Here is a 25,863-nt window from a genome sequence, read left to right as displayed (position 1 = left end):
ATCACCGTGCCGCGGTGTGCATCCGCGCCAGCCGAACGCCCTCGGCCTGGTCGGGAGCCTCGACGGTCCAGAGGCCGCAGGAGCACCAGCACCGGTAGTGGTCGCCGTCCGGGACGATCGCCTGGCCGTCACAGGATCCTCCGCTGTTGGCGATACCGGCCAGGAATTCGAGCGGCTTCTCCTCGAGGGCACTCTCGTATGTCGGTTCCGCCATTCTCATTCTCCCTGTGTGGATTTCGCTGCACGGAAGACCGGCAGCAGCCAGCCGTCGGAAATCGGGTGGAAGTCGGCCGTCAGCTCCATTCCGATCCGTACGTCGCCGGGTTCGATGTCGATCACGTTGGTCACCAACCGGATGCCGGGGGCGTCGGGCAGTTCCACGACCGCAGGCACGAGCGTCACCTCCGGCAGTCCGGGAAATCCGTGCACCACCGCGAAGCTGTACAGGGTGGCCCGGCCGGACAGCTCCGGCCAATCCATCTCGGTGGCAAGGCATTCCGGGCAGAACGGGGTCGGCGGCTGCCGAAAGGTCCCGCAGTCCGCGCACTGCGCGGCCACCAGCCGCCGCGCCCGCGCGGCCTGCCAGAACGGCTCGGTCACGACATCGGTGGCGATTGTCACCATTTCGGCCGGGAGAGCAACGGCCTTCGGGCCCGCACTCATCGGTCCCGCCCCAGGATCAGACCGCTGACCGGCAGGCTCGCCGGGCCGCCGGTGCACAGCGCCAGCTCCGCGTCCTCGACCTGATTGATCGCTGTCCCGCGCATCTGCTCGACTCCTTCGACGATATGGGTCATCCCGATGACGTACGCCTCCGACAGTTGCCCGCCGTGCGGGTTGACCGGGATCGCGCCCGAACGACGCCGTTCGGAGTACCGGATATTGCCGTCCTCGACGAACGGTCCACTCTCCCCTTTCGGGCAGAATCCGTAGTCCTCCAACTGCATCAGCACCATGGGGGTGAAGTGGTCGTAGAGCAGTGCGACGTCGATATCCGAGGGCGTCACACCGGCCTGCTTGTACAGCCGCTCGGCGATCGGCTTGTTGCCCGCAGAGGTGAACGATTCGTCGGACATGCCGTACCAGGTGAAGGCCCGTCCCCAGTCCCGCCGGCCACCGTGTGCGACCGCGACGACCGGCACCGCCGGCTGCCGCAGATCGCGGGCGCGGTCCAGGGAGGTGGTGAGCACCGCGACCGCGCCCTCGGTCTCCAGGCAGAAATCGTAGCGGCACAACGGTTCCGCGATCATCGGCGCCGCGAAGTACTCCTCCCGGGTCAGCGGCGTGCGCCGGATGGCCTTGGGCCGGTTCACCGCGTTCGCCCGAGTGGAGATCGCGACCTCAGCGAAAGCATTTCTGGTAGTGCCGAATTCGTGCATATGCCGACGCGCCAGCACCGACATCAGGTGGCCGGGCCCGGCCAGCCCGAACGGTTGCAGGAACGAACCGACCGGCGATACCGGCTTGCTCGCTATCACCGTGCCCAGACGCTGCTTCTGCTGCTGTAGCGCCATGACCGTCACAACCACGGAGGCGTCGCCGGCGAGGATCGCCGCGCGCGCCAGCCCGATCGCGCCCGCGGACCCGCCACCACCGGAGGTCAGCGATGCGGAGAACCGGACCTCCGGAATCCCCAGCGTCTCCATGAAGTCGACCGACTCCATCTTGTCACCGTATCCCGCGCCCGCTCCGGAGTAGTACGCGAAGCCGTCGATATCACGCACCGACAGACCCGCATCCGCGCAGGCCGCCAGGATCGCTTCGCTCGCGAGCCGGGTGATGCTCTTGTCAGCCGATTCCCCGCGCCGGTAGTAGGGGGTCGCGCCGACGCCGACGATCGCTACATCACGCAGCCCGGCCTGCTGCGCGCTCACCGAATCGCCTGTCCGGTCTCGGCGACGGGCACCGGCGGCACGTCCGGGAACAGTTCGTAGAACGCGCCCTGGGTGATCCGTAGCCGCACCTCGTCGGAGACACCGTCGAACAGCGTTTTCAAGGTGTCCTGGGTGTGTCCGTAGGTGCCCTCCATGTGCGGATAGTCCGAACCGAACATGACGTTGTGGTAACCCATGGATTCATACGCGGCAACGGCGGTTTCGTCGTGCTGGAACGACGCGTACACCTGCGTCATGAGGATCTCCTTCGGATCCCGCGACAGTTTGGGCCGGACCGACCGGTTGTGCTGGCGGTAGCCCTCGCGCATGCGGTCGCCCAGAAATGGAATCCAGGTGGCGCCACCCTCGGAGATCAGCACCTTCAGATCTGGATGCCGGTCCAGCGCTCCTGAAGCCACGAGTTTCATGGCGGCCCGCTGCCCCGAGAACGTCGACTCCGCGTAATTCATGACCGCGCCGCCGGGCCCGCGATACACCACGCCGACCCCGCCGGAGACCATGTCCACCGGATCGGTGCCGATGTGGATGGCCAGCACCATCCGGGCTCGTTCGGCCGCGTCCCACAGCGGCTCCCACTCGGTGCGGTGCCAGTCCGGCGCGCTGGCATGCGGTGTGGTGGGCAGGAATACCGCCTTGAAACCGTGCGCGGCGGCCCATTCCAGTTCCGCCACAGCATCTTCCACGCGCAGCGTCGGAATCTGCGCGGTCACGACATAGCGTTGCGACACCGAGGTGATCTCCTCGAGCGCCCACTCGTTGCTGGCGCGAAGACAGGACCGCAGCAGCTCCGGGGTGCGAAAAGTGGAGGCCCACATGCCCAGTGACGGGAAGATGACCTCACCCCACACGCCCTCGTGGTCGAGGTCGGTCAGACGAACCCTCGCATCACGGATACCCTGCGCCTTGCGGCTTTCCTCGAGGAACTCCATCGCCGCGGAGGTCGGTAGTTTGCGGCGGAAGGACTGGCCGTCGACGTGCACGGTTTCGTACTCCCCGTCGGGATCGGCCTCGGATTTCGGCGTGAGCGCCGCGAGCCGTGCGGGCAATCGCGATTCCCACAGATCAGCGGGCTCGAGAAAATGCGAGTCGCCGGAATTGGTCCAGATCTTGGACATGCTGGAATTTCCTTTCTAGGTGAGCGCGAATTCCGCGTCGCCCTCGATCACGAGTGCACCTGTACCGCTGCGCAATTCGAGCGAGAGTTGCACGCGCCGCTCACCCGTGTGCTCGAATGTCCGGACGACACCGGCCGAGGCGAGCAGACGATCGCCCCGGTACACCACCCGGCGAAACCGGGTGCGGAATCGCCGCACGCTGTCCTGGCCGAAGTACTCGGTGCAGTAGGCGGCCAGCCAACCCGCGCCGAGCATCCCGACGCTGAACGCCGCCGGATATCCGGCCGAGCGAGCCAGTTCGTCGTCGTGATGCATCGGGTTCATATCGCCGCTCGCTCCCTGGTATCGCACGATGTCGGTCATGGTCACCGGCCCGAACTCGCGCTCGGGCAGACGGTCGCCGGGTATCGGCTCGCTCATCCGGTCTCCTTGCTCAGATACGCTGAGGTGTACCGACATTCGGCGCGCGGGCCACCAGTTTGCGGATCGTCGAAGAACACCGTGAAACGCACGATCACCATCGGGCCGCTGCGGGCGCGGGTGATCCGCACATCGCGCAGGCGTTCGGAGATCCGCAGCGTGTCACCCACCCGGGGCGGCGGCCCGTGGAAGAGATACTCCTGCTCCAGCGACAACAAATTCCGCACGTGCGCGGAGATCCCGATACTGGCACACGCCGCCTCGACCTCGGGGGCGCGCACCGAGTGCCCGAGGTCGCACCAGAAGGTCACGGTCGCCAGAAAGGTCGGCGGGACACAGGCTTTGGGATCGTCGTGGTATTCCGGAGGTGCGGCGGTCGCGACGGCGTACTCGCGCACCTTTCCTCGTTCGACGGGCATGACGGACACGGCGACTCAGTCCGGCTCGATGATCGACACGGTCTTGTACCGCAAGAATTCGTCGATGCCCGCCCGGCCACCCTCCCGGCCGAATCCGCTGATGCCGACACCGCCGAACGGCGTGTGCGGCAGATTCTGGCGGGCCCCGTTCACGTAGACCCCGCCGGCCTTCAGCCGCTCGGCGACGCGGTGCACCCGAATCAGATTCGTCGACTGGATATTCGCGCCCAATCCGTAGGGCGTGCTGTTCGCCAGCTCGACGGCCTCGTCCTCGGTCCGGAACCGGTACACCAGCAGCACCGGACCGAAAATCTCCACCTGCGAGATCTCGTGTCGTGGATCGGCGTCCGCGATGATCGTGGGCTCGACGAAGTTCTTTCCGGCCAGATCACCGCCCACCCGTCCGCCGCCGAGCAGGAAGCGGCCCGCGTCATCACGCCGGGCCCGGTCCAACATCCCGCAGACCCGTTCCACCGCAGCGGCATTGATCAGGGGACCGACCCGAACATCCGGATCGAGGGGATCGCCGACCCGGTACGTCGCGGCGACCGCGGTGACGCGTTCGAGGACCTCGTCGTAGATGTCCTCGTGCACCAGCAGTCGCGTCGGGATCACGCAGCCCTGCCCGGCCAGGACCCCGATGCTGTCGCGCACCGCGCGGGCGGCCACCGCGTCCAGGTCGCCGGCGTCCGGGAAGACGATACTGGCGGTTTTGCCGCCCAGCTCCAGCAGCAGCGGTTTGAGCTGTTCGGCGCAGGCGTGCATGATCGCGCGGCCTGCCGCCGGTCCGCCGGTGAAACTCACCTTCTCGACTCTCGGGTTGCGCACCAGGGCCTCGCCCGCTTCGGGCCCGCCGGGCAGAATGCTGCAAACGCCTTCCGGCACACCGGCTTCCCGCAGCAACTGGGCATACAGTTGTGGTGCGAAGGGGGTGAACTCCGAGGGCTTGACCACCACGCAGTTACCGGCCGCCAGCGCGGGCATGACCTTCATCCCCAAGGCGATGACCGGACCGTTCCAGGTCAGGATCAGGCCGACCACGCCGTAGGGTTCCGGCGCGGTGTACGAGAAATATCCGCGGGTGTCGAGCGTCGAGATCAGCCGGCCCGCGAGCTTGTCGCACCATCCGGCGTAGTAGCGCGTCCAGGTGATCGTGTTGTCCACCAGGCGCAATCCGAACTGCAATGGCGTGCCGCCGTCGAGCGCCTGGAGTTCGGCGAACTGCTGCCGGTGTTCGGCGAGCAGATCGGCGAATCGGTTCAGTACGTCGCGGCGGGCCTCCGGGGTCCAGCGCCGCCACGACTCGGCCGCAGCGGCGGCGGCCTCGACCGCGCCGTCGATCTCGGCCGCGCCGGCCAGCGGAATCACCGCTTGCAGCTCACCACTGTACGGATTGCGATGCTCGTAGCTGCCACCGGATCCGGTGTCCAGCACCGTATCGCCGTAGCGTAGGCGAACTTCGGGGGCGGTCGCGGTCATGGGTTCTGCCTCTCGGGGAAATCGAACATGTTCTGGTGCAACAGTTTTCAGCGCACGCTGAATCCGGCGTCGAGCGGGAGTTGCACGCCGGTGAGATATGCGGCCTGATCGGACACCAGCCACGCGACGGCCTTGGCGATGTCTTCGGCCTGCAGAATGTCGATCGGCAGGGCGTTGCGCATCTGACTGATGGAGTTGCTGTCCCCCGTCGCCGCCTCGGCATGCAGCGCGGCCATCACCGGGTTCTGCGTCATCCCCGACACGACCCCGGTCGGATGGATCGTGTTGACCCGAATACGTTCCGGCGCATATTGATTGGCCAGTACCTGCATCAACCCGACCAGCCCCCGCTTCGCGGCGGTGTACGCCTGCGCGCCCGCCTTGTCACTGCCCATGCCCTTGAGTCCGGCCGTCGAACTCGTGATGACGATCGACCCGCCGCGCTCCCCGGCCCGGATGGCGGGCAGCACCACCTCGATCGTGCGCCAGACGCCGGTCAGGTTGACCTCGATGACATCGGACCAGGTGCGGTCCCGGTCGCCGCCGGGCGAGAGCCGGATGATTCCGGCGTTCGCGATCAGCACGTCGACGCGCCCGAAGCGCTCGACGCCGAGATCCAGCACCCGTTGCAAGTCCTCGCGGCTGCGCACATCGCCCTTTTCCGCGACGATCGCGCCACCCGCGTCCTGCACGGCCCGCACGGTCTCGCGCAGGTCCGCCGCGGTCGCGTTCGAATAGTCCATCGATTCGATATCCGCGCAGATGTCCAGGCCGGCGATGTCGAACCCGCGCGAAGCGAGTTCGACCGCGTGCGCCCGGCCCTGTCCCCGGCCGATACCCGTGATGAACGCGACCTTCCTGTCCACCTCGTACTCCTCTACTTGTCTGTGATGGCGCCGGATCCTCGGCGGCAGTATGGAGTGCCGGTACCGTGCCCGCGGCCACGACGAACCGGCCGCAGCGCGATTCGCTTGTGCGCCTTCGCGTTACGGCAGACGGACGAATCCGCCGCTGGAGCGGCGAGAGAATCCTTCCGGTTCAGATGATTCCACCGACCGGTCGAACTGTCCATACTTTTTAAGGAAATAACATTAATAAGTGCGTGTAAGAATGACGGCATGTCAGTGTCCTCCCGACCGGCCGGACGCCGCCGCCACATCACCGGCGAAGCGACCCGCGAACTACTGATGGAGACCGCGGAACGCCTGTTCGCCATGCGTGGCGTCGACGGTGTCACCCTGCGTGAGATCCAAGTGGAGGCGGGTCAGTCCAACACCTCGGTCATCACCTATCACTTCGGTTCCAAGGCGGGGCTGGTGGGCGCGCTGATCGACTTCCGCTACCGGAACATCGACGCGCGCCGGGCCGCCCTGCTCGCCGAGGTACACAAGAACCCGCCGGCGGACCTGGCCCGCGCGGCCATCTGGGTCATCGTCCGGCCGTTGCTCGAGAGCATCGAGGCCGGTGAGATGTTCGTCCCGTTCCTGGCTCGGCTCAGCGAAAGCCCTTCCGCACATTCGGAATACTGGCCCAGGGAGTTCGAGGACACCCGCATCGACGTGCTGACCGAACTCGAGCCGAGCGCGCTCGCGCAGGTGCCCGAACAACTCCGGCGTGGGCGCGGGGTGCAGCTCTACAACAGCGTGCTCAACCTGCTCGGCGAGCACGCCCGGCGCGGCCGCACGATCCGCCCCGTACAACTGGAGAACTACGTCGACGGATGGGTGGCCATGCTCGCCGCTCCGGTGTCCGAGCACACGTTGGCACTGATTCCGGACAGCGCGAGCACGACCGGCGCGCCCTGACCGGAAGCCGTATCTCTTTGCCTCAGTGCACGATCTGTTCAGCGCGTAGTGCGGAGATGCGTTCCGCGTCGTATCCGATCTCGGCCAGCAGCGCATCGGTGTGCTCGCCGATCAGACATCCGCCCCGGACGTTCGACTCGGACCGGGAGAACCGGTTCAGAGGTGCGAGACGGCGATGCTCGTCGAAGAACGGGCTGTACGCGTCGACGGCGTATCCGGCCGCATAGAACTCGTCGGATTGCATCCGGCGTTCGGCCGGTTCCTGGGCGACCACCGCGCATCCGACGTCATGCGAGGTCAGTAGCGATTCCCAGACCGCCTTGGGGCGAGTGCGGAAGATCCCTTCCAGCACCTCGCCCAGCGCCGCGTCCTCGACCTCGCGGGCGTGCGTGGTGCCGAACCGTTCGTCGCGGAGTTCGTCGTACTCGCCGAGCGCGGTGACCAGTGCGTCCCATTCGTCGTCCTGGGGCGCGGCGAGGAAGACCCAGCCGTCGGCCGCGCGGTACAGCCGGTAGAGGGCGCTCAAGCCGCGGAATTCGCGGTCCACCCGTGGGAGGTCGGGTCGACCGGCGTAGCTGGTGTTGCGCGCGATCAGCGCCTGGGTGGAGGTGGCGAGCATGGTCGTGACCATGCCGTCCAACTCGACGCCGCGACCTTTCGCGCACAGGCCGAGCAACAGCGCCGAGGCCACGCCGAGCGCCGCCATGCCGTCGGTCTGTACCGCCGGAATCGTGCCGCCCACGTAGCTGTGCCGTGCGCCGTACAGCAGCTCCGCACGGTCCCGGGGACTCGAATCCACCATGGGCGCATCGGTTTTCGACACACCCGATGCGGCCCCGATGGACGGGGCGTAGGCGGGTTTGCTCCCGTACGGGCCGTCCAGGCCGTAGCCGGGGGCATTCAGATAGACCAGATCCGGCTTGATCCGTTTCAACGCGGCCTCGTCGATCCCCATCCGTTCGGCCACCCCGCCGCGGTATGTCTGCAGCACCGCGTCACACAGCGGCACCAGATCGCGGAGTACCTGCCTGCCCTCTGGTGTCGAAAGATCGATGGCGATGCTCTCCTTGCCCTGCAACACTTTCGCGCCGCCGGCCTCCGGGAAGGCGACCAGTGTGCGGATCAGATCCCCCTCCGGAGGCTCGACCTTGATCACCCGCGCCCCGAGGTCGGCCAGTAGTGTCGCGCCGTAGGGCCCTGCGTACATCGCGCCCAGTTCGAGGATGGTGATTCCGGCCAGCGGATATCGCGGCGCTGCCGTGCGGGATTCCGAATCGGTCTGCGGCGCATGGCTTTCGGCCATGCGTGAGATCTCTTCGGTGTGCTCACCGGGACACGGCGCGCGCCGAAGGGTTGTCAGCGGCCGGCCGTGCGCGTGCACGAGTGTGGACGGCTGCCGCACCGGCCCGAGCTCGGGGTCCTCGACAGTGACCACGCGCCCGTCGTGCAGCAGTTGCGGATGATCCAGCGCCTCGTCAGCGGACCGGAACTGTTCGGCGAACAGATTGGGGTTGCGCTCGAAGACCTCCTGCCACTGCGCGAGCGTGCGTTCCTGGACCTTGTCGAGCATCTTGGTCCACCACTCGAAGCGCAGCTCGGGCGTGGGTAGCATCGGAAATCCGTCCCACTTGGGATCTTTCAGCTCCTCGGTCACGCCGAGTTCGGTGAGCCAGGCCTGCATCAGGCGCGGGGCGGTCTGGGCGAACTGCAACCAGGCGCCGTCCTTTGTGGCCGCGGCGAGCAGCGCGTACATCAGGTACGCCTGCGGACGGCCCTGATCATCGAAGGCAGCGCCGAGTGGCTCGAAGGCCTCCGGGTAGCGCCCCAGGATCAGTTCGTAGAACCAGTTGTACGGATCGTAGGCGCCCACACCGGTCACCAGATCGGCCTCGACCACTTGGCCGAGCCCACTGACGGACCGCTCGACCAGTGCGGCGAGAATGCCCTGGATCGCGGCCTGCGCGGCGCCGAACGACGCGTACGGCACGCTCACATAGGCCGGGTCGTCACCCGGGGTGAGCTGACGTTTGGAGTGCAGCACACCGGTTTCGGCCAGGATCAGCCCCTCGTAACCCTTACGGTCCGCCCACGGCCCGTGCTGCCCCCACCCGGTGATCATGGCCGTGACCAATCGCGGGAATCGTTCGGCCAGCCGGTCCGCGGTGAGGTCGAGCCGATCCGCGGCACGGGGCCGCATGGTGGTGACGAGCACGTCGGCTAGGCCGAGCAGGCCGTCCAGGGTTTCCCGGCCCGCGTGCTCCTTCAGGTCCAGGGTGATGCTGCGCTTACCGCGCAGCAGCCCCGGCCAACCGGCGTCCCGCCGCAGCGGGCTACCGCCGGGCGGTTCGACGAGGATGACATCAGCACCGGCGTCAGACAGGAATTGAGTAGCCTGAGATCCGGGAAGTGTGGTCGACAGATCGACGATAACCAGTCCGGCCAGCGGCCCGGCCGCGGCGTCGTCGGTTTCGGAGGGCATGCGAACTCCAGGAAATAATGCCTGTTCACAGGGATGAGTTGGTCTGTGCACCCCGGACTGCGGCACGCGAACGCATCGCCGCTCACAGTCCGGGCGTCGTTGTGCTGCAAGATGATCGAGCAAATCTAATGCAGTGTAATTACTATTGCACACACCCCGGAGTCCGACAAGGACTCCGGACTCAGGGCTGACCGGGATTCAGTGCGATGAACAGGCCGTGCGCCTCGGCACACAGCACATCGCCGTTGCGCAACTCCGCCCGGACCACCCGCTTGCGGCCCTCCTCGGAGTCGAACCATGCCCGCACGCCCAGTTCCACCCCGACCGGCGTGATCGACCGGTAGTCGGTGTGCAGATAGGCGGTGCGGGACAGGATGCGCCCCGCGGTATTGGCCAGTCTGCCCATGATCTCGTCGAACAGCAGCGGGATCGCACCGCCGTGCGCCGCACCGTTCCCGCCCAGGTAATACCGGCCGAAGATCACCGTCCCCTCGACCGTCGAGCGATCGGCGCGAACAACCCGCAGGGCCGGCGACATGGTCTGCCCGCGCCCCAGCAGGTCGTAGGCGTGCCCGAAGCACTGGTCGACTTCCGGCACCGCCGTCGGGGCCAGCCGCTCGCGCCAGGCGCGCAAATCCGCGGACAGCTCCGCGATCGTCTCCGCGTCGGGCCGCGCCGCCGCGATGTGGTCCAGGAACGCGCGCAGTTCGGCGACCATCACGCCATATCCGGCCGGGCCGTTCCGGTCCGGTTCAGCCCAGTACTCCACGCGCGGAACCTGTTGCGACCCAGGCTCGCTCAGTCCCACCGACGGATCGTGACGGCGCCCACCGCGCAATTCGGCGGTCATCGGACCCGACCCCGCGCGATCCACCGGCCCCGACCGGAGCCGGGAGCGCCCGCGATCCCGGATCGGATGCGCCGCGGGTGGCCGCGGATCGAGTCAGCCGAACCGCCCTCGGCCTTATTTATTGCACTCTTTCTTGGCATACTCGCACTATATCTCGCGGTTACCGCAGATTCAGCTCGACTGGTTCCGCAAAACAGTATACCTTCATCTACACAACGACTACGGCGGTCGAGCGGTCGCTCGCGGACCGTTCCTGTCGACCGCGATCGTCGGGGCCGCCGTGGCCGTCGGCGAGCGAGCTACCCTCCCCCTGGACACTCGACGGATTGCGCGAGAACCACACCCGATTTCTCCCGCTGAGCGGAATCGTCTCGGCCGGTCGGCGACACACCGCATCAAGAGTGTTCCGACTACCGTTCAGAGGCAGTGGCCTACTCGCCGAAAGAGCCACTGTTGCAGCAGATTTCGATGCCCTGCCGAAGTCGCACCGGTAGTCGTCAGTCGGCCTTGCCCACCGATCGCTGCGACCGGGCCGCTACACCGTTGGTAATGCCGGTCAGGATCTGGTCCAGTTCTTCGGCACTGCGTATCGTCGACTCGTTGCTGGCAACCCGTGTGAAGTAGCCGCTGATGAAGTTCAAGACCGCGAAGGTCAGATCAGCGACGACGCTGGGATCCATCCGTTCGCCGGGCGGTATCGACTGCACGACGATTTCCCGACGCAACTCGGCATAGATCTGCGAGTTGCGCTGGAAGACTTCCGCCAACGCGGACCGGCGTTCTGCCTGCAGCATCAACGCCAGCCGCGCCTTGGTCCGGATCAACCCATCCCCTGTCACCGCTCGAGTGACGGCGACCGCCAGTCTGGAAACCGACCCAGGGTTCGCATCGCCGGACTCGGGACAGGCGACAAATCGCAGATCGGCCAGATCCAGCTCGGCCAACCGCTCGGCAAGGCCGAGTAACAGCGCCTCCCGGGTGCGGAAATAAAAGGACGTGGTCCCCTTGGGCACGTCGGCCCGAAGGTCGACCCTGGGATGGCTCAAACCCTTCGGGCCCTCGTCTGCCAACAGCTCGATCGCCGCATCGCACAGCTGGCGGCGGCGACTGACGGAGTCAGGTTTCCTGCGCATACTCCCGGCCAATCTAGTAGGCCGCCGCCCGCTGCCTTCAGAAAGGTCTCACCTCAGCTCTCACCGCGGTCCCGGGCCGCGGTGATCGGTTCAGCCAGGCCCTGCTCGTCGCACATCAGCTGCAGTTGCCGCAAAGTCTCATCCAGGCCCGGACCCAGCCGCGGTCCCGGCGTGAACGTCGCGGGCAGGTTCTTCATACCCTGTATGACACCGATGGTGTCGTAGTGCACCGCGCCTTCCGGATCGCAGCGATAGTCCGGCATCCGATCGAGTACCGCCACCAGCATCCGCTTGAACACCATGCGCGCCATATTCGATCCGACACAGCGGTGCACGCCCAGGCCGAAGCTGTAGTGCCGGTTGCCGCGGCGTTCCAGATCGATCTCGTTCGGGCTCTCGAACACCTGCGGATCCCGGTTGGCCATGGCCCACGAAAGCCACAGCCGCTCACCTTCTTTGAACTGTGTGCCGCCCACCTCACAGTCTTCGGTGAAGGTGCGCCCGTCACCGGGCGTCGGGGTGAAGTAACGCAGGAACTCCTCGGTCGCCGAGTCGAGCATGAGATCGCGCTCATGGCTGAGCAATTCACGCTGCTCCGGGTTCTCCGACAACCACTCGAGCGCATGCGCGGTCAGCGCGGTGGTGGTATCGAAACCACCCCCGATGAGCAGAGCCAGCATACCCATTGCATCGTCGTCTGAGATCGGTTCCCCCAGCAGGACCGATCGGGCCACCGCATCGATCAAACCCGGTCGCGGGTTGGCCTTGATCTCCTGATAATTGGTCATCAAGTCCGCGCGCATAGCCAGGCGCATCTGGTGGATGCGAGCCTGATCGGGTGAGTTCGGCGGAGTGTAGACCGAGGCGTGTGCGGGCTCGTTGTAGATGGTCCAGTTGACGATCGGGATACCCATCATCCCCAGCGTTAGCACCGCGGGAACGATATTGGCCAACTCGTCGACGAAGTCGATGCTGCCGGTCTCGATTCGCTCGTCGATGGCGGCGCGGACCACCTCGTCCACGAACGGAATCCAGCGCTGCACCGCGGCCGGGGACAGATACGGGTTCAGCGCGCCTCGCAGATCCTTCTGCTCGGGCCCATCCATCTCCAGAATCCCCGAGCGTCCCATCCCCGGTGCGTTCGGCGCTGGAATGGAAATACCCGCGTAACCGCGCCGAACCCCTTCCGGATCCCGGTCGTTGGAGACAAACGGGCAACGGGCCAGCTCGAACACCTCCCGATTGCCCGCGGCAACCCAGTGCCCGTCGTAGGTATCCGACCAGGCGACAGGGCATTCGTTCTGCATCTCTGCGGTCACCTCGCCGAATTGCTCGCGATACTGCGGCGTGTGCCGGTCGAACTGGTAGACCGGCCGGCGGTGCGTAGCGTTCTCGGTAGTCATTGTCCCGTTCAACCTATTCGGTGATGGAGATGGCTCGTTCAGGGCAGGAGTGCACGGCTTCGCGCACGTTCTCCCCCTGATCGGCGGGAACTTCTCCGCTCACCGCCGACGAATGACCGTCGATATCGCTGAGTACGAAGACCTTCGGGGCCATCATCGCGCACAGGGTGTGCCCCTGACAGCGCTCGGCGTCCACGTGAACTTCCACAACCATTGCCTTTCATCGTGTTTCATGAATTCGCTGCGCCCCGGGTGTGTGGCTTGTGGTCACCACACATCCGGACCGGCACCCCGCGCGCGTACGGGCCGTTGGCGGCGGGCCGGAAATGCCACTCCCAACGGGTGGTCACCGACTCGGACAAGCGTCGGCGGAGTCCATCCGGAACACCCTGTCCGGCCAGGACTGTTCGGACGGCGAATGCCCTGTCGGCGCTCCGCGGCTCATGGCCGTCTCGCTGTCGCGCAAGTCCATGAACCAAGTCACCCATGTGATCTGGCGTACATGAGACTCTAAAGCCTTAGAGATGAAAAGGACAAGAGTTGCGATGCTCCGACGTACCGCTCTTGCTTCTCGAAGGATGCCGCAGGCATGCCCGACGGGCTGTTCGACTTCCGGCACAGAACCTGTTGCGCCCCGACTCACTCAATCCCACCGCCGGATCGCGGCAGCGGCCTCCGCGCGATTCGGCCATGACCGGACGCACTCCCGCGCTGTCCACCAGCCACGCCCCCGGCCTGGACGCTCGCGATCCGAGATCCGCCGGTGCAGCGATTCCATCGGAACGATGTCGGCCTAATTTATCGCACTCTTTATCGACAAACTGGAACCATATCCAGCATTACCGCAGATCCTGCTCGACTGACTCGATAAAACAGTATACCTTCATCTACACAACGACCTACTGCGGACACAGGTGGTGACCGGTGAACTTCGAGCTCAGCGAAGAGCAGGCGATGCTGCGTGAGATCTCGCGCGACCTACTATCCGACCGGGCCCCGATCGGCGTCGTGCGGAGCCTGCTCGACAGCGAGCAGGACGTGGATCCGGAGTTGTGGCGATCGGCAGCCGAACTCGGCTGGCCCGGTCTCGCCCTTCCCGAGCAGTACGGCGGCGCGGGCCAGGGGTTGATCGAACTCGCCCTCGTCGCCGAGGAGGCCGGTCGAGCGCTGGCTCGCGGACCGTTCCTGTCGACCGCGATCGTCGGGGCCGCCGTGGCCGCGAGCGGTCCGGCACACCTGCGTGAACCCGTCTGTACCGAACTGGCGAGCGGATCAAGCTGGGCCACTTGGGCTTTCGGCGAGCGGGACACTCCCTGGACGCTCGATGGAATCCGGACCAGCGCCCGCACGGACAGCGAAGAGGTCGTCCTCGACGGCGTCAAGACCGCGGTGCAGGACGCCGGCGGCGCGCGCTGGCTGCTGGTCACTGCGATCGACGACGGCGTACCCGGATCCTTCCTGGTCGACCGGCACTCCCCCGGGCTGGCGGTGCGGCGCGAACACGCCCTCGATCCGACCCGCGCGTTTTACGAGGTTCGCTTCGACAACGTGCGCGTCCCGGCGGACCGTCGCCTCACGGGCGGACCGGACGAGGTGCAACGCCTGCTCGACTACGCGACCGTCCTGTGTTGCGCCGACGCCCTGGGCGCCATGCAGCGCATGCTCGACCTCACCGTCGAATACACCGGTGTCCGTGTGCAATTCGACCGGCCGATCGGCAGCTTCCAGGCGGTCAAACACGGGTGCACCGATATGGCGCTGCTCGTACACGGTTCCCGCGCCGCCACCTACTACGCGGCCATGGCCGCCGACGCCGGGGCGGACGACAGCGCCCGGGCGGCATGTGTCGCCGCGTCCTACACCTCCGGCGGGGCCGCCGACGTCGCGGACACGGCGCTGCAACTGCACGGCGGCATCGGGTTCACCTGGGAACACGACCTGCACCTCTATATCCGCCGCGCCAAGACCGACGGCGTGTTGTACGGCGATGTGGACGTCCACCGCGACCGCCTGTGCACATTGCTGCAGCAGGTCGTGACCTCTCTGTAGCGCGAAAGGGATTCGATGGAGATCAAAGACAAGAAGGCCGTGGTGTTCGGCGGGGCGTCGGGCATGGGCCGGGCCACCGCGGAACTGCTGGCCGCCCGCGGGGCGAGCGTCGCGGTGCTCGATCGGCCGGGCTCGGCGGGAGCCGATATCGCGGCGGCGATCGGCGGCAGCTTCCACGAGGTCGACGTGACCGATTTCGAGGGCACCGAGCAAGTGCTCGCGGGAGCCGTCGAAGCCCTTGGCGGACTGCATATCTCCGTCACGACCGCGGGCGGCGGCAGCGTGCAGCGCACCCTCGGCAAGCAGGGTCCGCACGATCTGACGGCCTTCCGCCGGATCCTGGACCTCAACGCCGTGGCCACCTTCAACATCAGCCGGCTGGCCGCGGTGCACATGAACAACAACGAGCCCGAGGATCCCGAGGACACCGGGGAGCGCGGCGTCATCATCAACACCTCCTCCATCGCCGCGTTCGAGGGCCAGATCGGCCAGGTCGCGTATTCCGCGGCGAAGGCCGCCATCGCGGGGATGTCACTCACCATGGCTCGCGATCTCGGCTCGCGCGGCATCCGTGTGGTGGCCATCGCGCCCAGCCTGTTCGAAACCGGTGCGACACAGAAGATTCCGGACGAGACCAAGAGCACGCTGGTGAAGGACGCCGCGTTCCCGCACCGGCTGGGACGACCGGATGAGTACGCGAAGCTCGCCCTCGCCGTCATCGACAACCCCATGTTGAACGGTCAGTGCCTGCGCCTGGACGCGGGCCAGCGATTCGGCCCGCGCTGATCCGGTACGTACGAGAGTAAGTGGAGTAATCCCATGGCAGACAACGAATTCCAGGACAGCGAATTCCAGGGCAAGGTCGCCTTCATCACGGGCGGCGGCCGAGGATTCGGCAAGGCCTTCGGCGCGGCCCTGTCCCAGCGCGGTGCCCGGGTCGTGCTGGCGGACATCGACGGCGAGGCCGCCGCGTCGGCCGCCGCGGAACTGTCCGCGAACGGCGCGGACGTCATCGGACTGGCCTGCGATGTCGCGGACGAATCCGGCGTCGCCGCCGCGATGGACGCGGTCGCCGCGCGCCACGGCGGGCTGGACATCCTGGTCAACAATGCCGGACTGCACGCGGCCTACAACCGGCCGTTCACCGAACTGGGCCTGCCCACGGTCCGGCGGGTCTTCGACGTCAACGTCCTGGGCACGGTGGTGTGCACGATGGCCGCGCATCCGCTGATGACCGGCCGGCCCGGCGCGGCGATCGTGAATATCTCTTCCTCGGCCGCCTACGCCAACCACACCGTCTACGGCGTCTCCAAACTCGCCGTGCGCGGTCTGACCATGTCCTTCGCTCGCGAGTTCGCCCCGGACGGCATCCGCGTCAACGCGATCGCTCCGGGGCTGATCCTCACCGACACCGTCCGCGAGCAGCTCCCCGAGGCCGATCTGAAACGCGTTCTGGGCCAGCAGATTCTGGCGCGCGCAGGCAGCGAGGACGACATCGTCGAGGCGCTGCTGTATCTCGCGTCCTCGAAATCCGCCTTCGTCACCGGTGAAACACTCAGGGTCACAGGCGGTTTCGCACTCTCGGCGTGACGAGTTCGCGTGCCCGGCGGCTTCAGCCCGCCAGCACCGCGGTCCGCGTCGCGGCCGGAGTGTGGACCGGGCTGATATCGGCGGCGGCGCACGCACCGCCGTCGACCAGCAGATCGATCCCGTTCAGGAAACTCGCCTGCTCGGACAGCGCGAACGTGACCACCGCGGCCACCTCCTCCGCGTGCCCCATCCGCCCCAGCGGCGTCGTGCGCACGATTCGATCGATGATCGGGAACTCCGCGGACTCCATCTGCATCGATGGCATGTCGATGATCCCCTGGGACACCGAGCAGATCCGCGCACCGACCGCCCCCAGGCGCACCGACTCCCGGCGCACGAAACGGTGTATGCCGCGATTGGCCCAGGTGGACGCCGCCGCCGGAATATCGATGGTCGCGCCCAGGACCTCGCGCATCCGCTCCGCGAATCGCGGGTCCAGCGGATCGTCGAGCACCGCCAGCGCGGCCGGATCCGGGACGTTCGGGTCCAGCATCGGCGACATGGCCGAGAGCACCACGGTGGCGGTCCCGTTGCCGGCCAACGGCCGCAGCGCTTCGGCGAGCCGGGCGGTGGCGGACAGGTCGGTGAGCAGCCGATCGGCGGTAGCCATCGACGGTGTACAGAAATCCATGTGTGCGAACGCGCGCAGGGTGCCGAGTCGGCGAATTCGCGCGGCCAGCCGTTCGGGGCCGTCCGCGTCGGTGACGTCGAGGGTGAACGGTTCGGCGGCGACACCGGCGTCGTGCACGAGTTCGCGCGCCGCCGCGGCGGCCGCATGCGAATCCCGGTCCACCAGCAGCAGCCGGTCGACGTGATCGACCAGCTGGCGGGCGCAGGCCGCACCGAGTGTGCCGCCGACACCCGTGACAACGCCCAGCGTCGTGTTCTGGAGTTCGTAGCTGCTGTGGTTCATGACACCTCCATACCGGACACCGCTGTCCGGTACTACGCTACACGCATGCCGCAATCTCCGAAAGCAAATCGCGGACCCAGTGCCGGGCCCGCCAATCGGCAGGCCCTCATCGACGCCGCGCGTGAGGTCTTCGCCGAGTTGGGCTACACCGCCCCCATGAAGGAGATCGCACGCCGGGCCGGTGTCGGGCAGGGCAGTATGTACCGCCATTTCAGCGACCGGATAGCCCTGGCCGCCGCGGTCTTCGAGCCGAGTATCCAGGAGCTGGAATCGCTTGCGGTACAACCGGAAACCACCCTCGCGCATCTGTTCGACCGGGTGACCGAACAGGCACTGGGTTCGGCGGCGCTGACCGAGCTGATGAACTCCAACCGCGATGATCCGCGCGTCACCCTGCTGGGCGATCGGACCCGCGCCACGATCGCGCTGATCGTCGAGCGGGAGCAGTCCGCCGGGAGCCTGGGAACCCACCTTTCCACCGATCACGCGATGGTCGCGGTCGCGATGCTCGCGACCATGATCGCGAAATCCGACCCGCAGGATCGCGCGGACACCGCGCGTCATGCCCGGGACATCTTCGACGCCGCCTTCACCCGCACCTCCCCGACGCATGCCGCGGCCGCCGCACCGCGGACTCGACATCACGCGGCGCGACGGCTGAACAGCTGAGCGACGTATCAGCTCGCCAGAGCGATCGGCTGCACGGTCGCGGTTCCGTCGGCGAGTTCGGCCCGCTCGGATTTGATCGCCCGCAGCAGCAGCGTCGGCGTCGCGATCTTCCACACGAAATACGCGGCCGTCGGAAGCGTGTTGGCCAGCAGGCCGTTCCACGCGAACGGGCCGGATTTGGTGAGGAAGACGAACGCGCCCGGGATCAGCAGGATCCCCAGCACCACACTGAGCCAGCCGTACCAGCGCGGGAACACCCTCTTCTCGCGCTTGTCGATCAACGCCCCGTACCCGATCGTCCACACCTGCAGAACGAAGATGCAGGCATTGCCGACGAGCATCAGCCAGAAGATGTCGTTCAGCGCCGTGAGCGTGTCGACCGAATGCGCCTGCGGACGCCAGGCCGCGGCCGAGAGAATCGCCATGGGGAAGAAGAAGCCGATCGGCGCGACGACGCCGGTCAGCAGCTGATTCATCGACAAGATGCCCCAGCCGCCCTCGATCCGCCGCAATTGCAGGCTCGTCACCACGACGTACGGATATTCGAACGGTACGGCCAGCACCATGATGGTGGTCGCCAGCAGAATTCCGGTCCGGTGGTCGATGATGAACTGCCGCACCTTCTCCGGATCCAGATTCGGATCCATTGGGGTGAGAATTCCGCCGATGGCATAGGCGACGACGAATGCCACCAGAAGCAGATAGCCGACCCAGGCGGAAATGCGCTGCAATCGGAAATAGGTGTCCCTGTTCACGAATAGATCTCCTTCGATCTACCAGCCGACCATCCGGTCCAGCACAACTGTCGCGGTGGCGAGGTAATCGCCGTAACCACCGCGGAAGAACAACAGCGGAGTTTTGATCGACTCCGCCCGCAGTTCGTGGACCCGCCCCACGATCAGATAGTGATCGCCCAGTTCCACGTCCCGCTCCACCAGGCAGTCCACCCATGCCACCACCCCGTCCAGAATCGGATTCCCCAATTCCGAGGGCCGCCAGGACACTCCGTCGAAACGGTCGCCAGCGGGCCCGGACAGCTTGCGGGACAACGGTTCCTGATCACCGGCGAGCACACCGGCGCAGAACCGGCCGGCCGCCAGGATCGAGGGCAGCGTGGACGAGGAGCGGTCCACCAGGAAGGACACCAGCGGCGGGTCGAGGGAGACGGAGGTGAAGGTGCCCACCACCATCGCCCGCGGGCGCGCATCGGCATCCGTGGTGGTGATCGCGACGACGCTGGTGGGAAAGTGGCCCAGCACGTCCCTGAAGTACCGCCCCTCGATCATCAGATCAGCACCTGCATCGAGGGCGGCAGTTCCAATCCCATCGCCGTCAGGGAATTGGCGTGGTAGGCCACGCCCGGTACGTGGATCATGTGCGCCAGTCCCACGTGAGCATCGCGCCAGAACCGCTGCAGCGGATTGTCCCGCCGCGGCGCGTTGCCGCCGGAGCGGGCGAAGATCTCGTCCAGCGCCGCGACCGCTCGCCACGCACAACGAACCTGGTTGCGCCGCACCAGGGATCGATCCTCGATGGTGAGCTCGACACCGGCTTCCATCTTGTCGTAGAGCGCGCTGATGCCGTCGATCAGCTGCATCCGCGACGCCTGAATCTCCGCGGCGGCCTCGCCGGCGGCGAACAGCACATACGGATCGTCCTTGACCTGCACACCGGTCACCGCGACGCGATCGCGCTGCTGTGCCAGGTGCAGTGCCAGCCCGCCCTCGCAGATGCCGATCACCGCGGAGGTGATGCCGAGCGGGAACATCGAGGTGAAGGGCAGCTGATACAGCGTCTCGGTCCGGCCGAAACGCGCTGCGGCAGTGCCGAATTGCACATCGGTCTGATTGACCGTGCGATACTCGGGCAGGAACGCGTTCTCGACCACGACGTCCTTGCTGCCGGTCCCGCACAGGCCGATGACATCCCAGGTATCCGGCATGATCGGCGCGTCCGAGCGCGGCACCAGCACGTGCAGCACCCCGGGCGGCTGCGCGGGCTTGCCCTTGCCGTCACCGGCCAGCGCGCCCAGAAAATTCCAGTCGCAGTGGTCCGAACCCGAGGAGAACGGCCAGCGACCGGAGAGGGTGTAGCCGCCGTCCACCGGATCGGCGATGCCGTTCGGCATGTACGGCGAGGCGATCCAGGTGTCCGGGTTCTGACCCCAGACATCCTGTGCCACACGGGGATCCATCTGCGCCAGTTCCCACGGATGCACGCCGACCACGCCCGCGACCCACCCGGCGGCGCCGTCGTACCGGGCCAGGGCCATCACGGCCTCGGCGAAATCCCTTGGATGCGCGGCATATCCGCCGTACTCCCTGGGCTGCAACAGGCGGATTACCCCGGCCGACCGCATCAGCTCCGCGGTCTTGTCCGAGAGCTTGCCCAGCGTCTCGTTCTCCTGCGCCAGGGCGGTGAACTCCGGGCCCAGCTTCTCGATGCGCTCGACTACTTCATGTGCCACGCAACACACCTCCCACATGCTGAATAGTTGTAATGCCCGCCGGTCCGGCGGGCACGAAACACAAAACTCACACCGCGCTGTCTCGAGTGAGGAATTCGGTTGCGATGCGCTCGAATTCGATCTTGCGCTCGATCTGCACCCAGTGCCCACAGTTGGCGAAGGTGTGCAGTTCGATCTCCGGAACCATCCGGTTCGCGAAATGCGCTCCGTCGTAAGGCAGCATGCGATCGTCGCGACCCCAGAGGATGAGAGTCGGGGTCTTGAAGCTCGAGGCCTTGGTCCACAGCGGGGTGTAGGTCGCCCGCAGCTCCGGATTCGCCAGCGAACCGAAAACCGCTCTGGCCCTGTCCATCGCACCGTCAGCGAACGCGTTGCTCATGCGCTGGTCGATCAGTTCGTCGGTGAGCAGGCTGTGGTCGTAGACCATCACCTCGAGCCATTCGACCATGTTCTCCCGCGTGGGTTCACGCAGGAAGCCGAACAGGTGCTTGAAGCCCTCGCTGGGTTCGGGCGCGAACGTCGCGACCGACAGCCCGGCGCCACCCATGCTGACCAAACGCCGCACCCGGTCCGGATACAGGTCCGCCAGTTCGGCGCCGACCGCGCCGCCCATGGAGTTGCCGATGACGCCCGCGGACTCGATGCCCAGTTCGTCCATCAGCCGCGCGATCAACTTCGCGGCGGTGACGAAGTACATCTCCTTCATCTCCGGCAGCGGTGTGCCGCCGAATCCGGGGAGATCGGGCATGACGACCCGGAAGCGCTTGGCGAAGACAGGCAGGTTCGCGCTGAAATTCGCCCACGCGCTCACACCCAGACCCGACCCGTGCAGCAGGACGAGGGGCTCGCCCTCGCCGGCCTCGTGGTAGGCGACCTGCACACCATCGATGTCGATGGTGCGCCGAGTCGCCTCGTAGGTGTACTCCTCGGCGGCGGTCATACCTTCAGCCCCGCCGACGGGGACGTCTCGAGGAACTTCGCACCCGGGCCGACGTCGAGCAGGTTGCCGTACCAGGTCTGGCCGTACTCCACCTCGGGCAGCTTCCACTCGATCTCGGCGAAGTCCGGATCCATGATGTCGTAACCGCCGGAGTACAGCTCCACGCGCAGGCCCGAGCCCGGGTCGTGGATGTACAGGTACATCGCCTGGCCGATCCCGTGCTTACCGGGGCCGGCGCCGAACTCGATGTCCAGGTCCTTGATCTCGTCGGCGATCCGCAAGATGTCCGAGTAGTTCTCGATGTTGAACGCCACGTGATGGAAGCGGCCGTTCGTCTCATCGGGGCTGATACCGATCGCGATGTCGTGCGACTGGTGCGTCACCGACAGCCACGAGGCCATCACCGTCTGCGGGGCATTCGGGACCATGACGAACTCGCGACGCTTGAAGCCCAGCGCCTCCTGCAGCCAGCCCTCGGCCTTGTTCACGGTCATCGGGCTGGTCTGCACATTCAGGTGATCCAGACGACGCACACCCCAGCCACGACGACGCGAGCTGTTGGTCGGCAGCTTCGAACGCAGCTCTTCGGGCGCGAGCGGCTTGTCGATGTCGTAGTACAGCTCGATCGGGTGCTCGCCCCCTGGGATCAGGAACCGGATCGCGGTGCCACGACCGGTCTCATGCCCCGAAGGCAGCTCGAGAACCTCGACATCGGACTCGGTCAGCTGCTGGTGGAACAGCTCCACGTCCTCGGGACGACGAACCCGGAAACTGTAGGTGTTGACCTGCGCCTGCGACTGCTCGGTCAGAACCAGCGAGTGGTGCGTGAGCTCCTGGTAGCCACGCAGGTAGGCGACACCGTCGGACTGCGCGGTGACCTCCATGCCCAGCAGGTCACGGTAGAACTTCAGCGAGCGCTCGAGATCCGGGGTGCCGAGGTTGATACCTGCGGCGTGGGCGATCTGTGGGCCCGGATCGTAGTCGCGGGAACCGGCCATGCGAGTTCTCCTTCGAATCGGCAATGCGTGCTGGCACGCAAGTCTGGGCACCCGCAGAACACCACACCCGGGACTTTCCACACACCGGAAGGGCGCTGCCGCCGACGCGAACTCCGCTGCCCGGCAACGCCGCAACGGCATCTTCTCCCGCTGAGCGGAAACGCGCTCACGGCGGCGCGCACGCCCCCGCGAGACTTTCTCGAATTCCGGACTGCCGACGCAGTTCGCCGTGTGGTTCCCATCCGCTGTGCCGCATCCGAGCCCGCCGTGCCGCATCCGAGCCGTGAAAATCAAAGGAGATGGTCATGTCCGCTGTCGAGGAAACCTACGACGTCATCGTCGTCGGATCCGGAGGAGTGTTGGTCGGCGCGTATGCCGCCGCGTCCCGCGGGCTGCGCACCCTGGTCGTGGAGAAGACCGACCGCATCGGCGGCACCGTGGCGTATTCCGGTGCGGGCCTGTGGTTTCCGGGCAGCGCGCCGCTGCGCCGCGCCGGGGTGAGCGACGATGTCGAACCCGCCCGGACCTACCTGCGCGACATCATCGCCGACCCCTCGCGCGAGGCGCTGCAGGACGCCTACCTGGCCACCGCGCCGCAGCTGGTCGACGAGCTCGAGGCGAACCCGTCGTTCGGGCCGTTCGACTACGGTCCGGTGCCCGACTACTTCTTCGGACGTCCGGGCGCGACCGACGAGGGCCGCACCATCTTCCCGGTCGACATCCCGGCCGCCGAACTCGGTGAACTCGCCGGGCTGATCCGCGACAACATCTACGTCGAACGCCACGGCCGCGAGCGCAACGAGGTGCTCACCGGCGGACGCGCGTTCATCGCCCGCGCGCTGCGCGCGTTCCTGAACACCGGCAACGGCTCCTATGTGCTCGAGACCGCGGTGCAGGGTCTGATCGTCGAGGACGGCCGGGTGGTCGGCGTGGAGGCCGTGCGCGGCGGTGAACAGGTGCGCATCCGCGCCTCGCGCGGGGTGATCCTGGGCGCCGGCGGTTTCGAGCGCAACAGCGAACTGCGCGAGAAGTACGGCGTGGCCCCATACAACGGCGACTGGTCCAACGGCGCGCCCGGCAACACCGGCGACGCGCTGCAGGCGGCCATCGCGATCGGCGCGGACACCGCTCTGCTCGACCAGGCGTGGTTCGTGCCCGGCATCGTCCAGCCCAACGGTCAGCCCGTCTTCCACACCGGCCTGCGCGGCGGTTTCTGGGTCAACGCCGCCGGCGAGCGCTTCATGAACGAGTCGCTCCCCTACGACCGGGCCGGGCACGAGATGGTGCGCCTGCACAAGGAAACCGGTATCTCGCACTTCCCCGCCCACTGGGTGTTCGATCAGCGCCAGCTCGACCGGGACAGCTTCGGCGGCGACCCGACCCTGGCGCCGCGGGCGGAATGGTTCGAGTCGGGCGCGCTGTGCAAGGCCGACACCCTCGAAGAGGTCGCCGAGCTGATCGGGGTCCCGCTCGAGAACCTGCGCAAGACGGTCGAGGAGTACAACGACGCCGCGGCCAAGGGCCTCGACGAGAAGTTCCATCGCGGCGAGGGCCCCTGGGACGGGTTGCACGCCAACGTCGTCGGCTTCCCCGCCGGCCAGCCGATGAACTACATCACCGGCCCGAACACCGACGCGGCGAACCCGCTGCTGCCGCCGATGGACACCCCGCCCTACTACGTGGCCACGATCACGCTGTCCGATATCGGCACCAAGGGCGGTCTGGTCACCGACGAGAACTCCCGCGTGCTGCGCGACAGCGGCGAGGCCATCCCCGGTCTCTACGCCTCCGGTAACACCATGGCCGCGATGTCCGGCGGGGTCTACCCCGGCGCGGGCACGCCGATCGGCTCGAGTCTCGTGTTCTCTTACCGCGCAGTTCTCGACATCGCTGGAGAGTAGACAAATGAGTGAGACCCCCACCGGTCCCGGTTACGCGTTCGACCCGGAGCTCGCGCCCTGGGTGCCGTCGCTGCCGGTGCTCGACATCACCGATGTAGTGGCCGCACGCGAGGGCATGGCCGCGGTCATCGCCTCGATGCCGAAGGCACAGGACCCGCCGACGGTGACGGTCGCCGATGTCGTGATCCCCGGATCCGGCGGCGGCGCGGACGTGCCGGTGCGGGTCTACACACCCACCGATCGGACCGGGCCGAGACCGGCCGTGCTGTTCATGCACGGCGGCGGGTTCGTCATGGGTGATGTGAACTCCGAACACGCGGGCGCCGCCGCCATCGCCGCCCAGATCGGCGCGGTGGTGGTATCGGTCGATTACCGGCTGGCGCCCGAGCATCCGTTCCCGGCCGGACTGCTGGACTGCTACGCCGCATTGGAATGGCTTGCCGCGCAGGCTGATTCATTGTCGGTGGATCCGGACCGGATCGGTGTCTGCGGCTCGAGCGCGGGCGGCGGCCTGGCCGCGGCGGTGGCGCTGCTGGCTCGCGATCTGCAAGGTCCGGCGCTGTGCGTGCAGATTCTGCAGTTCCCGGAGCTGGACGACCGCCTCGACACGGTGTCGGCGCGGACGTTCACCGACACTCCCATGTGGAATCGGCCCAATGCCGAACTCAGCTGGAAGTACTACCTGTCCGATCCGAATCCGGGACTGGACATCGGATACGCCGCGCCCTCGCGGGTCGAGGACCTCTCGGGCTTGCCTCCGGCGTTCATCAGCGCCTGCGAATTCGATCCCCTGCGGGACGAGGATCTGCGCTACGCGCATCGCCTGCTCGAATGTGGCGTGAGCGTCGAATCGCATCACTACCCCGGAACGTTCCACGGCTCGGGCCTGGTGCGCGATGCGGCGGTGACCAAGCGCATGTACGCCGATTTCCTCGCCGCCCTGCGCCGCGGCCTCGGCATCCCCGATACGGAAACCGCCGCAGCCTGAACAAGATTCACCGATAAAGCGGTCCCGGAGCCGGTCTGGCTCCGGGACCGCTTTGTCGTTCACCGGGCGGGTCGATGACCGTGCCGGACACAGTGATCGACCTCAGTTCGGAATCCAACGCGATCGTCGCCTTCCCCGCGGGACTGTGCATCTTCCCCCCAGGACTATGCATCTCGACCGTCCTGATCGTCGCCTCGGTGTCCCCGCCGACGTGACGGACCACCAGCGTGCCGCTCGATTGGCATGTCCCACTTGGGATCAGGAAGAAGCCGAACATTTTCGGCACGGCTCCGAGCACGACGACGCCCCGGCCCGCTACCGCCGGCATCAACGAATTTCTCGTGATGTCG

General features: G+C 66.8%; 27 protein-coding genes. 8 read left to right on the top strand and 19 right to left on the bottom strand.

Annotation, left to right across the window (positions count from 1 at the left end):
• Position 1: 1 nt before the first annotated feature.
• Genes AC5WS7_RS00625 through AC5WS7_RS00590 form a run of 8 tightly spaced genes read right to left on the bottom strand, consistent with a single transcriptional unit; the run spans position 2 to position 6,194 of the window.
• A complete protein-coding gene (locus AC5WS7_RS00625) occupies positions 2-214 on the bottom strand; it encodes a hypothetical protein (protein ID WP_495952337.1) in 213 nt (70 codons plus the stop codon).
• 2 nt (positions 215-216) lie between these two features.
• Positions 217-663 carry a Zn-ribbon domain-containing OB-fold protein gene (locus AC5WS7_RS00620; RefSeq protein ID WP_495952336.1) on the bottom strand — a complete coding sequence of 149 codons (447 nt, stop codon included), beginning with the start codon at positions 661-663 and terminating at the stop codon, positions 217-219.
• Positions 660-1,874 carry a thiolase C-terminal domain-containing protein gene (locus AC5WS7_RS00615; RefSeq protein ID WP_495952335.1) on the bottom strand — a complete coding sequence of 405 codons (1,215 nt, stop codon included), beginning with the start codon at positions 1,872-1,874 and terminating at the stop codon, positions 660-662. The genes AC5WS7_RS00620 and AC5WS7_RS00615 overlap by 4 nt, the downstream gene beginning before the upstream one ends.
• Positions 1,871-3,010, bottom strand: a complete 1,140-nt coding sequence (locus AC5WS7_RS00610) for an amidohydrolase family protein (RefSeq protein ID WP_495952334.1) — start codon at positions 3,008-3,010, stop codon at positions 1,871-1,873. Before AC5WS7_RS00610 ends, AC5WS7_RS00615 begins: the two co-directional genes overlap by 4 nt.
• Before the next feature lie 15 nt (positions 3,011-3,025).
• Positions 3,026-3,430, bottom strand: coding sequence for a MaoC/PaaZ C-terminal domain-containing protein (locus tag AC5WS7_RS00605; RefSeq protein WP_495952333.1), 405 nt, complete (start codon positions 3,428-3,430; stop codon positions 3,026-3,028).
• The gene (locus AC5WS7_RS00600) at positions 3,427-3,849 is read right to left on the bottom strand and encodes an FAS1-like dehydratase domain-containing protein (protein WP_495953697.1); all 423 of its coding nucleotides are present in this window, start codon (positions 3,847-3,849) and stop codon (positions 3,427-3,429) included. The genes AC5WS7_RS00605 and AC5WS7_RS00600 overlap by 4 nt, the downstream gene beginning before the upstream one ends.
• 15 nt (positions 3,850-3,864) lie before the next feature.
• Positions 3,865-5,328, bottom strand: a complete 1,464-nt coding sequence (locus AC5WS7_RS00595; RefSeq protein ID WP_495952332.1) for an aldehyde dehydrogenase family protein — start codon at positions 5,326-5,328, stop codon at positions 3,865-3,867.
• Positions 5,329-5,375: 47 nt separating this feature from the next.
• A complete protein-coding gene (locus AC5WS7_RS00590; protein ID WP_495952331.1) occupies positions 5,376-6,194 on the bottom strand; it encodes a mycofactocin-coupled SDR family oxidoreductase in 819 nt (272 codons plus the stop codon).
• A 252-nt stretch (positions 6,195-6,446) separates the two neighbouring features.
• On the opposite strand from AC5WS7_RS00590, the gene AC5WS7_RS00585 reads away from it, so the two are divergent.
• Complete coding sequence (locus AC5WS7_RS00585; protein ID WP_495952330.1) at positions 6,447-7,133, top strand: TetR/AcrR family transcriptional regulator; 687 nt, start codon at positions 6,447-6,449, stop codon at positions 7,131-7,133.
• Positions 7,134-7,155: 22 nt separating this feature from the next.
• Here AC5WS7_RS00585 and AC5WS7_RS00580 read toward each other — a convergent pair whose 3' ends face one another.
• From AC5WS7_RS00580 to AC5WS7_RS00560, 5 genes are all read right to left on the bottom strand, one after another.
• On the bottom strand, positions 7,156-9,612 hold the full coding sequence (locus AC5WS7_RS00580; protein WP_495952329.1) for a CaiB/BaiF CoA transferase family protein: 2,457 nt from the start codon (positions 9,610-9,612) through the stop codon (positions 7,156-7,158).
• A gap of 181 nt (positions 9,613-9,793) precedes the next feature.
• Complete coding sequence (locus tag AC5WS7_RS00575) at positions 9,794-10,381, bottom strand: hotdog domain-containing protein (RefSeq protein ID WP_495952328.1); 588 nt, start codon at positions 10,379-10,381, stop codon at positions 9,794-9,796.
• Between the two features lie 578 nt (positions 10,382-10,959).
• Entirely contained in the window at positions 10,960-11,595 is a 636-nt protein-coding gene (locus AC5WS7_RS00570) for a TetR/AcrR family transcriptional regulator (protein WP_495952327.1), read from the bottom strand.
• Positions 11,596-11,648: 53 nt separating this feature from the next.
• The gene (locus AC5WS7_RS00565; RefSeq protein ID WP_495952326.1) at positions 11,649-12,998 is read right to left on the bottom strand and encodes a cytochrome P450; all 1,350 of its coding nucleotides are present in this window, start codon (positions 12,996-12,998) and stop codon (positions 11,649-11,651) included.
• Positions 12,999-13,011: 13 nt separating this feature from the next.
• Positions 13,012-13,206: a ferredoxin gene (locus tag AC5WS7_RS00560; RefSeq protein WP_495953696.1), complete on the bottom strand. Its 195-nt coding sequence runs from the start codon at positions 13,204-13,206 to the stop codon at positions 13,012-13,014.
• A 716-nt stretch (positions 13,207-13,922) separates the two neighbouring features.
• Between AC5WS7_RS00560 and AC5WS7_RS00555 the strand changes: the two genes are divergently transcribed.
• From AC5WS7_RS00555 to AC5WS7_RS00545, 3 genes are read left to right on the top strand one after another with little or no spacing between them, the layout of a single operon-like run.
• A complete protein-coding gene (locus tag AC5WS7_RS00555; protein WP_495952325.1) occupies positions 13,923-15,047 on the top strand; it encodes an acyl-CoA dehydrogenase family protein in 1,125 nt (374 codons plus the stop codon).
• Between the two features lie 15 nt (positions 15,048-15,062).
• Positions 15,063-15,833 (top strand): SDR family NAD(P)-dependent oxidoreductase, encoded by a 771-nt coding sequence (locus AC5WS7_RS00550; RefSeq protein WP_495952324.1) that lies wholly within the window; start codon positions 15,063-15,065, stop codon positions 15,831-15,833.
• A gap of 33 nt (positions 15,834-15,866) precedes the next feature.
• Positions 15,867-16,637: an SDR family NAD(P)-dependent oxidoreductase gene (locus tag AC5WS7_RS00545; protein WP_495952323.1), complete on the top strand. Its 771-nt coding sequence runs from the start codon at positions 15,867-15,869 to the stop codon at positions 16,635-16,637.
• Between the two features lie 22 nt (positions 16,638-16,659).
• Here AC5WS7_RS00545 and AC5WS7_RS00540 read toward each other — a convergent pair whose 3' ends face one another.
• Positions 16,660-17,550: an SDR family oxidoreductase gene (locus AC5WS7_RS00540; protein WP_495952322.1), complete on the bottom strand. Its 891-nt coding sequence runs from the start codon at positions 17,548-17,550 to the stop codon at positions 16,660-16,662.
• A 45-nt stretch (positions 17,551-17,595) separates the two neighbouring features.
• On the opposite strand from AC5WS7_RS00540, the gene AC5WS7_RS00535 reads away from it, so the two are divergent.
• Entirely contained in the window at positions 17,596-18,219 is a 624-nt protein-coding gene (locus AC5WS7_RS00535) for a TetR/AcrR family transcriptional regulator (protein WP_495952321.1), read from the top strand.
• An 8-nt stretch (positions 18,220-18,227) separates the two neighbouring features.
• Here the strand turns inward: AC5WS7_RS00535 and AC5WS7_RS00530 are convergent, their stop codons facing one another.
• From AC5WS7_RS00530 to AC5WS7_RS00510, 5 genes are all read right to left on the bottom strand, one after another.
• Positions 18,228-18,974, bottom strand: a complete 747-nt coding sequence (locus AC5WS7_RS00530; protein ID WP_495952320.1) for a hypothetical protein — start codon at positions 18,972-18,974, stop codon at positions 18,228-18,230.
• A gap of 18 nt (positions 18,975-18,992) precedes the next feature.
• Complete coding sequence (locus tag AC5WS7_RS00525; protein WP_495952319.1) at positions 18,993-19,505, bottom strand: flavin reductase family protein; 513 nt, start codon at positions 19,503-19,505, stop codon at positions 18,993-18,995.
• Positions 19,505-20,686 (bottom strand): acyl-CoA dehydrogenase family protein, encoded by a 1,182-nt coding sequence (locus tag AC5WS7_RS00520; RefSeq protein ID WP_495952318.1) that lies wholly within the window; start codon positions 20,684-20,686, stop codon positions 19,505-19,507. The genes AC5WS7_RS00525 and AC5WS7_RS00520 overlap by 1 nt, the downstream gene beginning before the upstream one ends.
• Before the next feature lie 67 nt (positions 20,687-20,753).
• Complete coding sequence (locus AC5WS7_RS00515) at positions 20,754-21,626, bottom strand: alpha/beta fold hydrolase (RefSeq protein ID WP_495952317.1); 873 nt, start codon at positions 21,624-21,626, stop codon at positions 20,754-20,756.
• Positions 21,623-22,624, bottom strand: a complete 1,002-nt coding sequence (locus tag AC5WS7_RS00510) for a VOC family protein (RefSeq protein WP_495952316.1) — start codon at positions 22,622-22,624, stop codon at positions 21,623-21,625. The genes AC5WS7_RS00515 and AC5WS7_RS00510 overlap by 4 nt, the downstream gene beginning before the upstream one ends.
• Positions 22,625-22,929: 305 nt before the next feature.
• Here AC5WS7_RS00510 and AC5WS7_RS00505 point away from each other — a divergent pair, with 305 nt between their 5' ends.
• The 3 genes from AC5WS7_RS00505 (at position 22,930) to AC5WS7_RS00495 (ending at position 25,728) form a co-directional block, all read left to right on the top strand.
• Entirely contained in the window at positions 22,930-24,525 is a 1,596-nt protein-coding gene (locus AC5WS7_RS00505; RefSeq protein WP_495952315.1) for an FAD-binding protein, read from the top strand.
• Positions 24,526-24,529: 4 nt separating this feature from the next.
• A complete protein-coding gene (locus AC5WS7_RS00500) occupies positions 24,530-25,513 on the top strand; it encodes an alpha/beta hydrolase (RefSeq protein WP_495952314.1) in 984 nt (327 codons plus the stop codon).
• 74 nt (positions 25,514-25,587) lie between these two features.
• Complete coding sequence (locus AC5WS7_RS00495; protein WP_495952313.1) at positions 25,588-25,728, top strand: hypothetical protein; 141 nt, start codon at positions 25,588-25,590, stop codon at positions 25,726-25,728.
• Positions 25,729-25,863 lie beyond the last annotated feature (135 nt).

Source organism: Nocardia sp. PLKS1-43, from assembly GCF_059510335.1.
The sequence above is the reverse complement of the archived record's forward strand: the minus strand, read 5'-3'. Positions and strand labels throughout refer to the sequence as shown.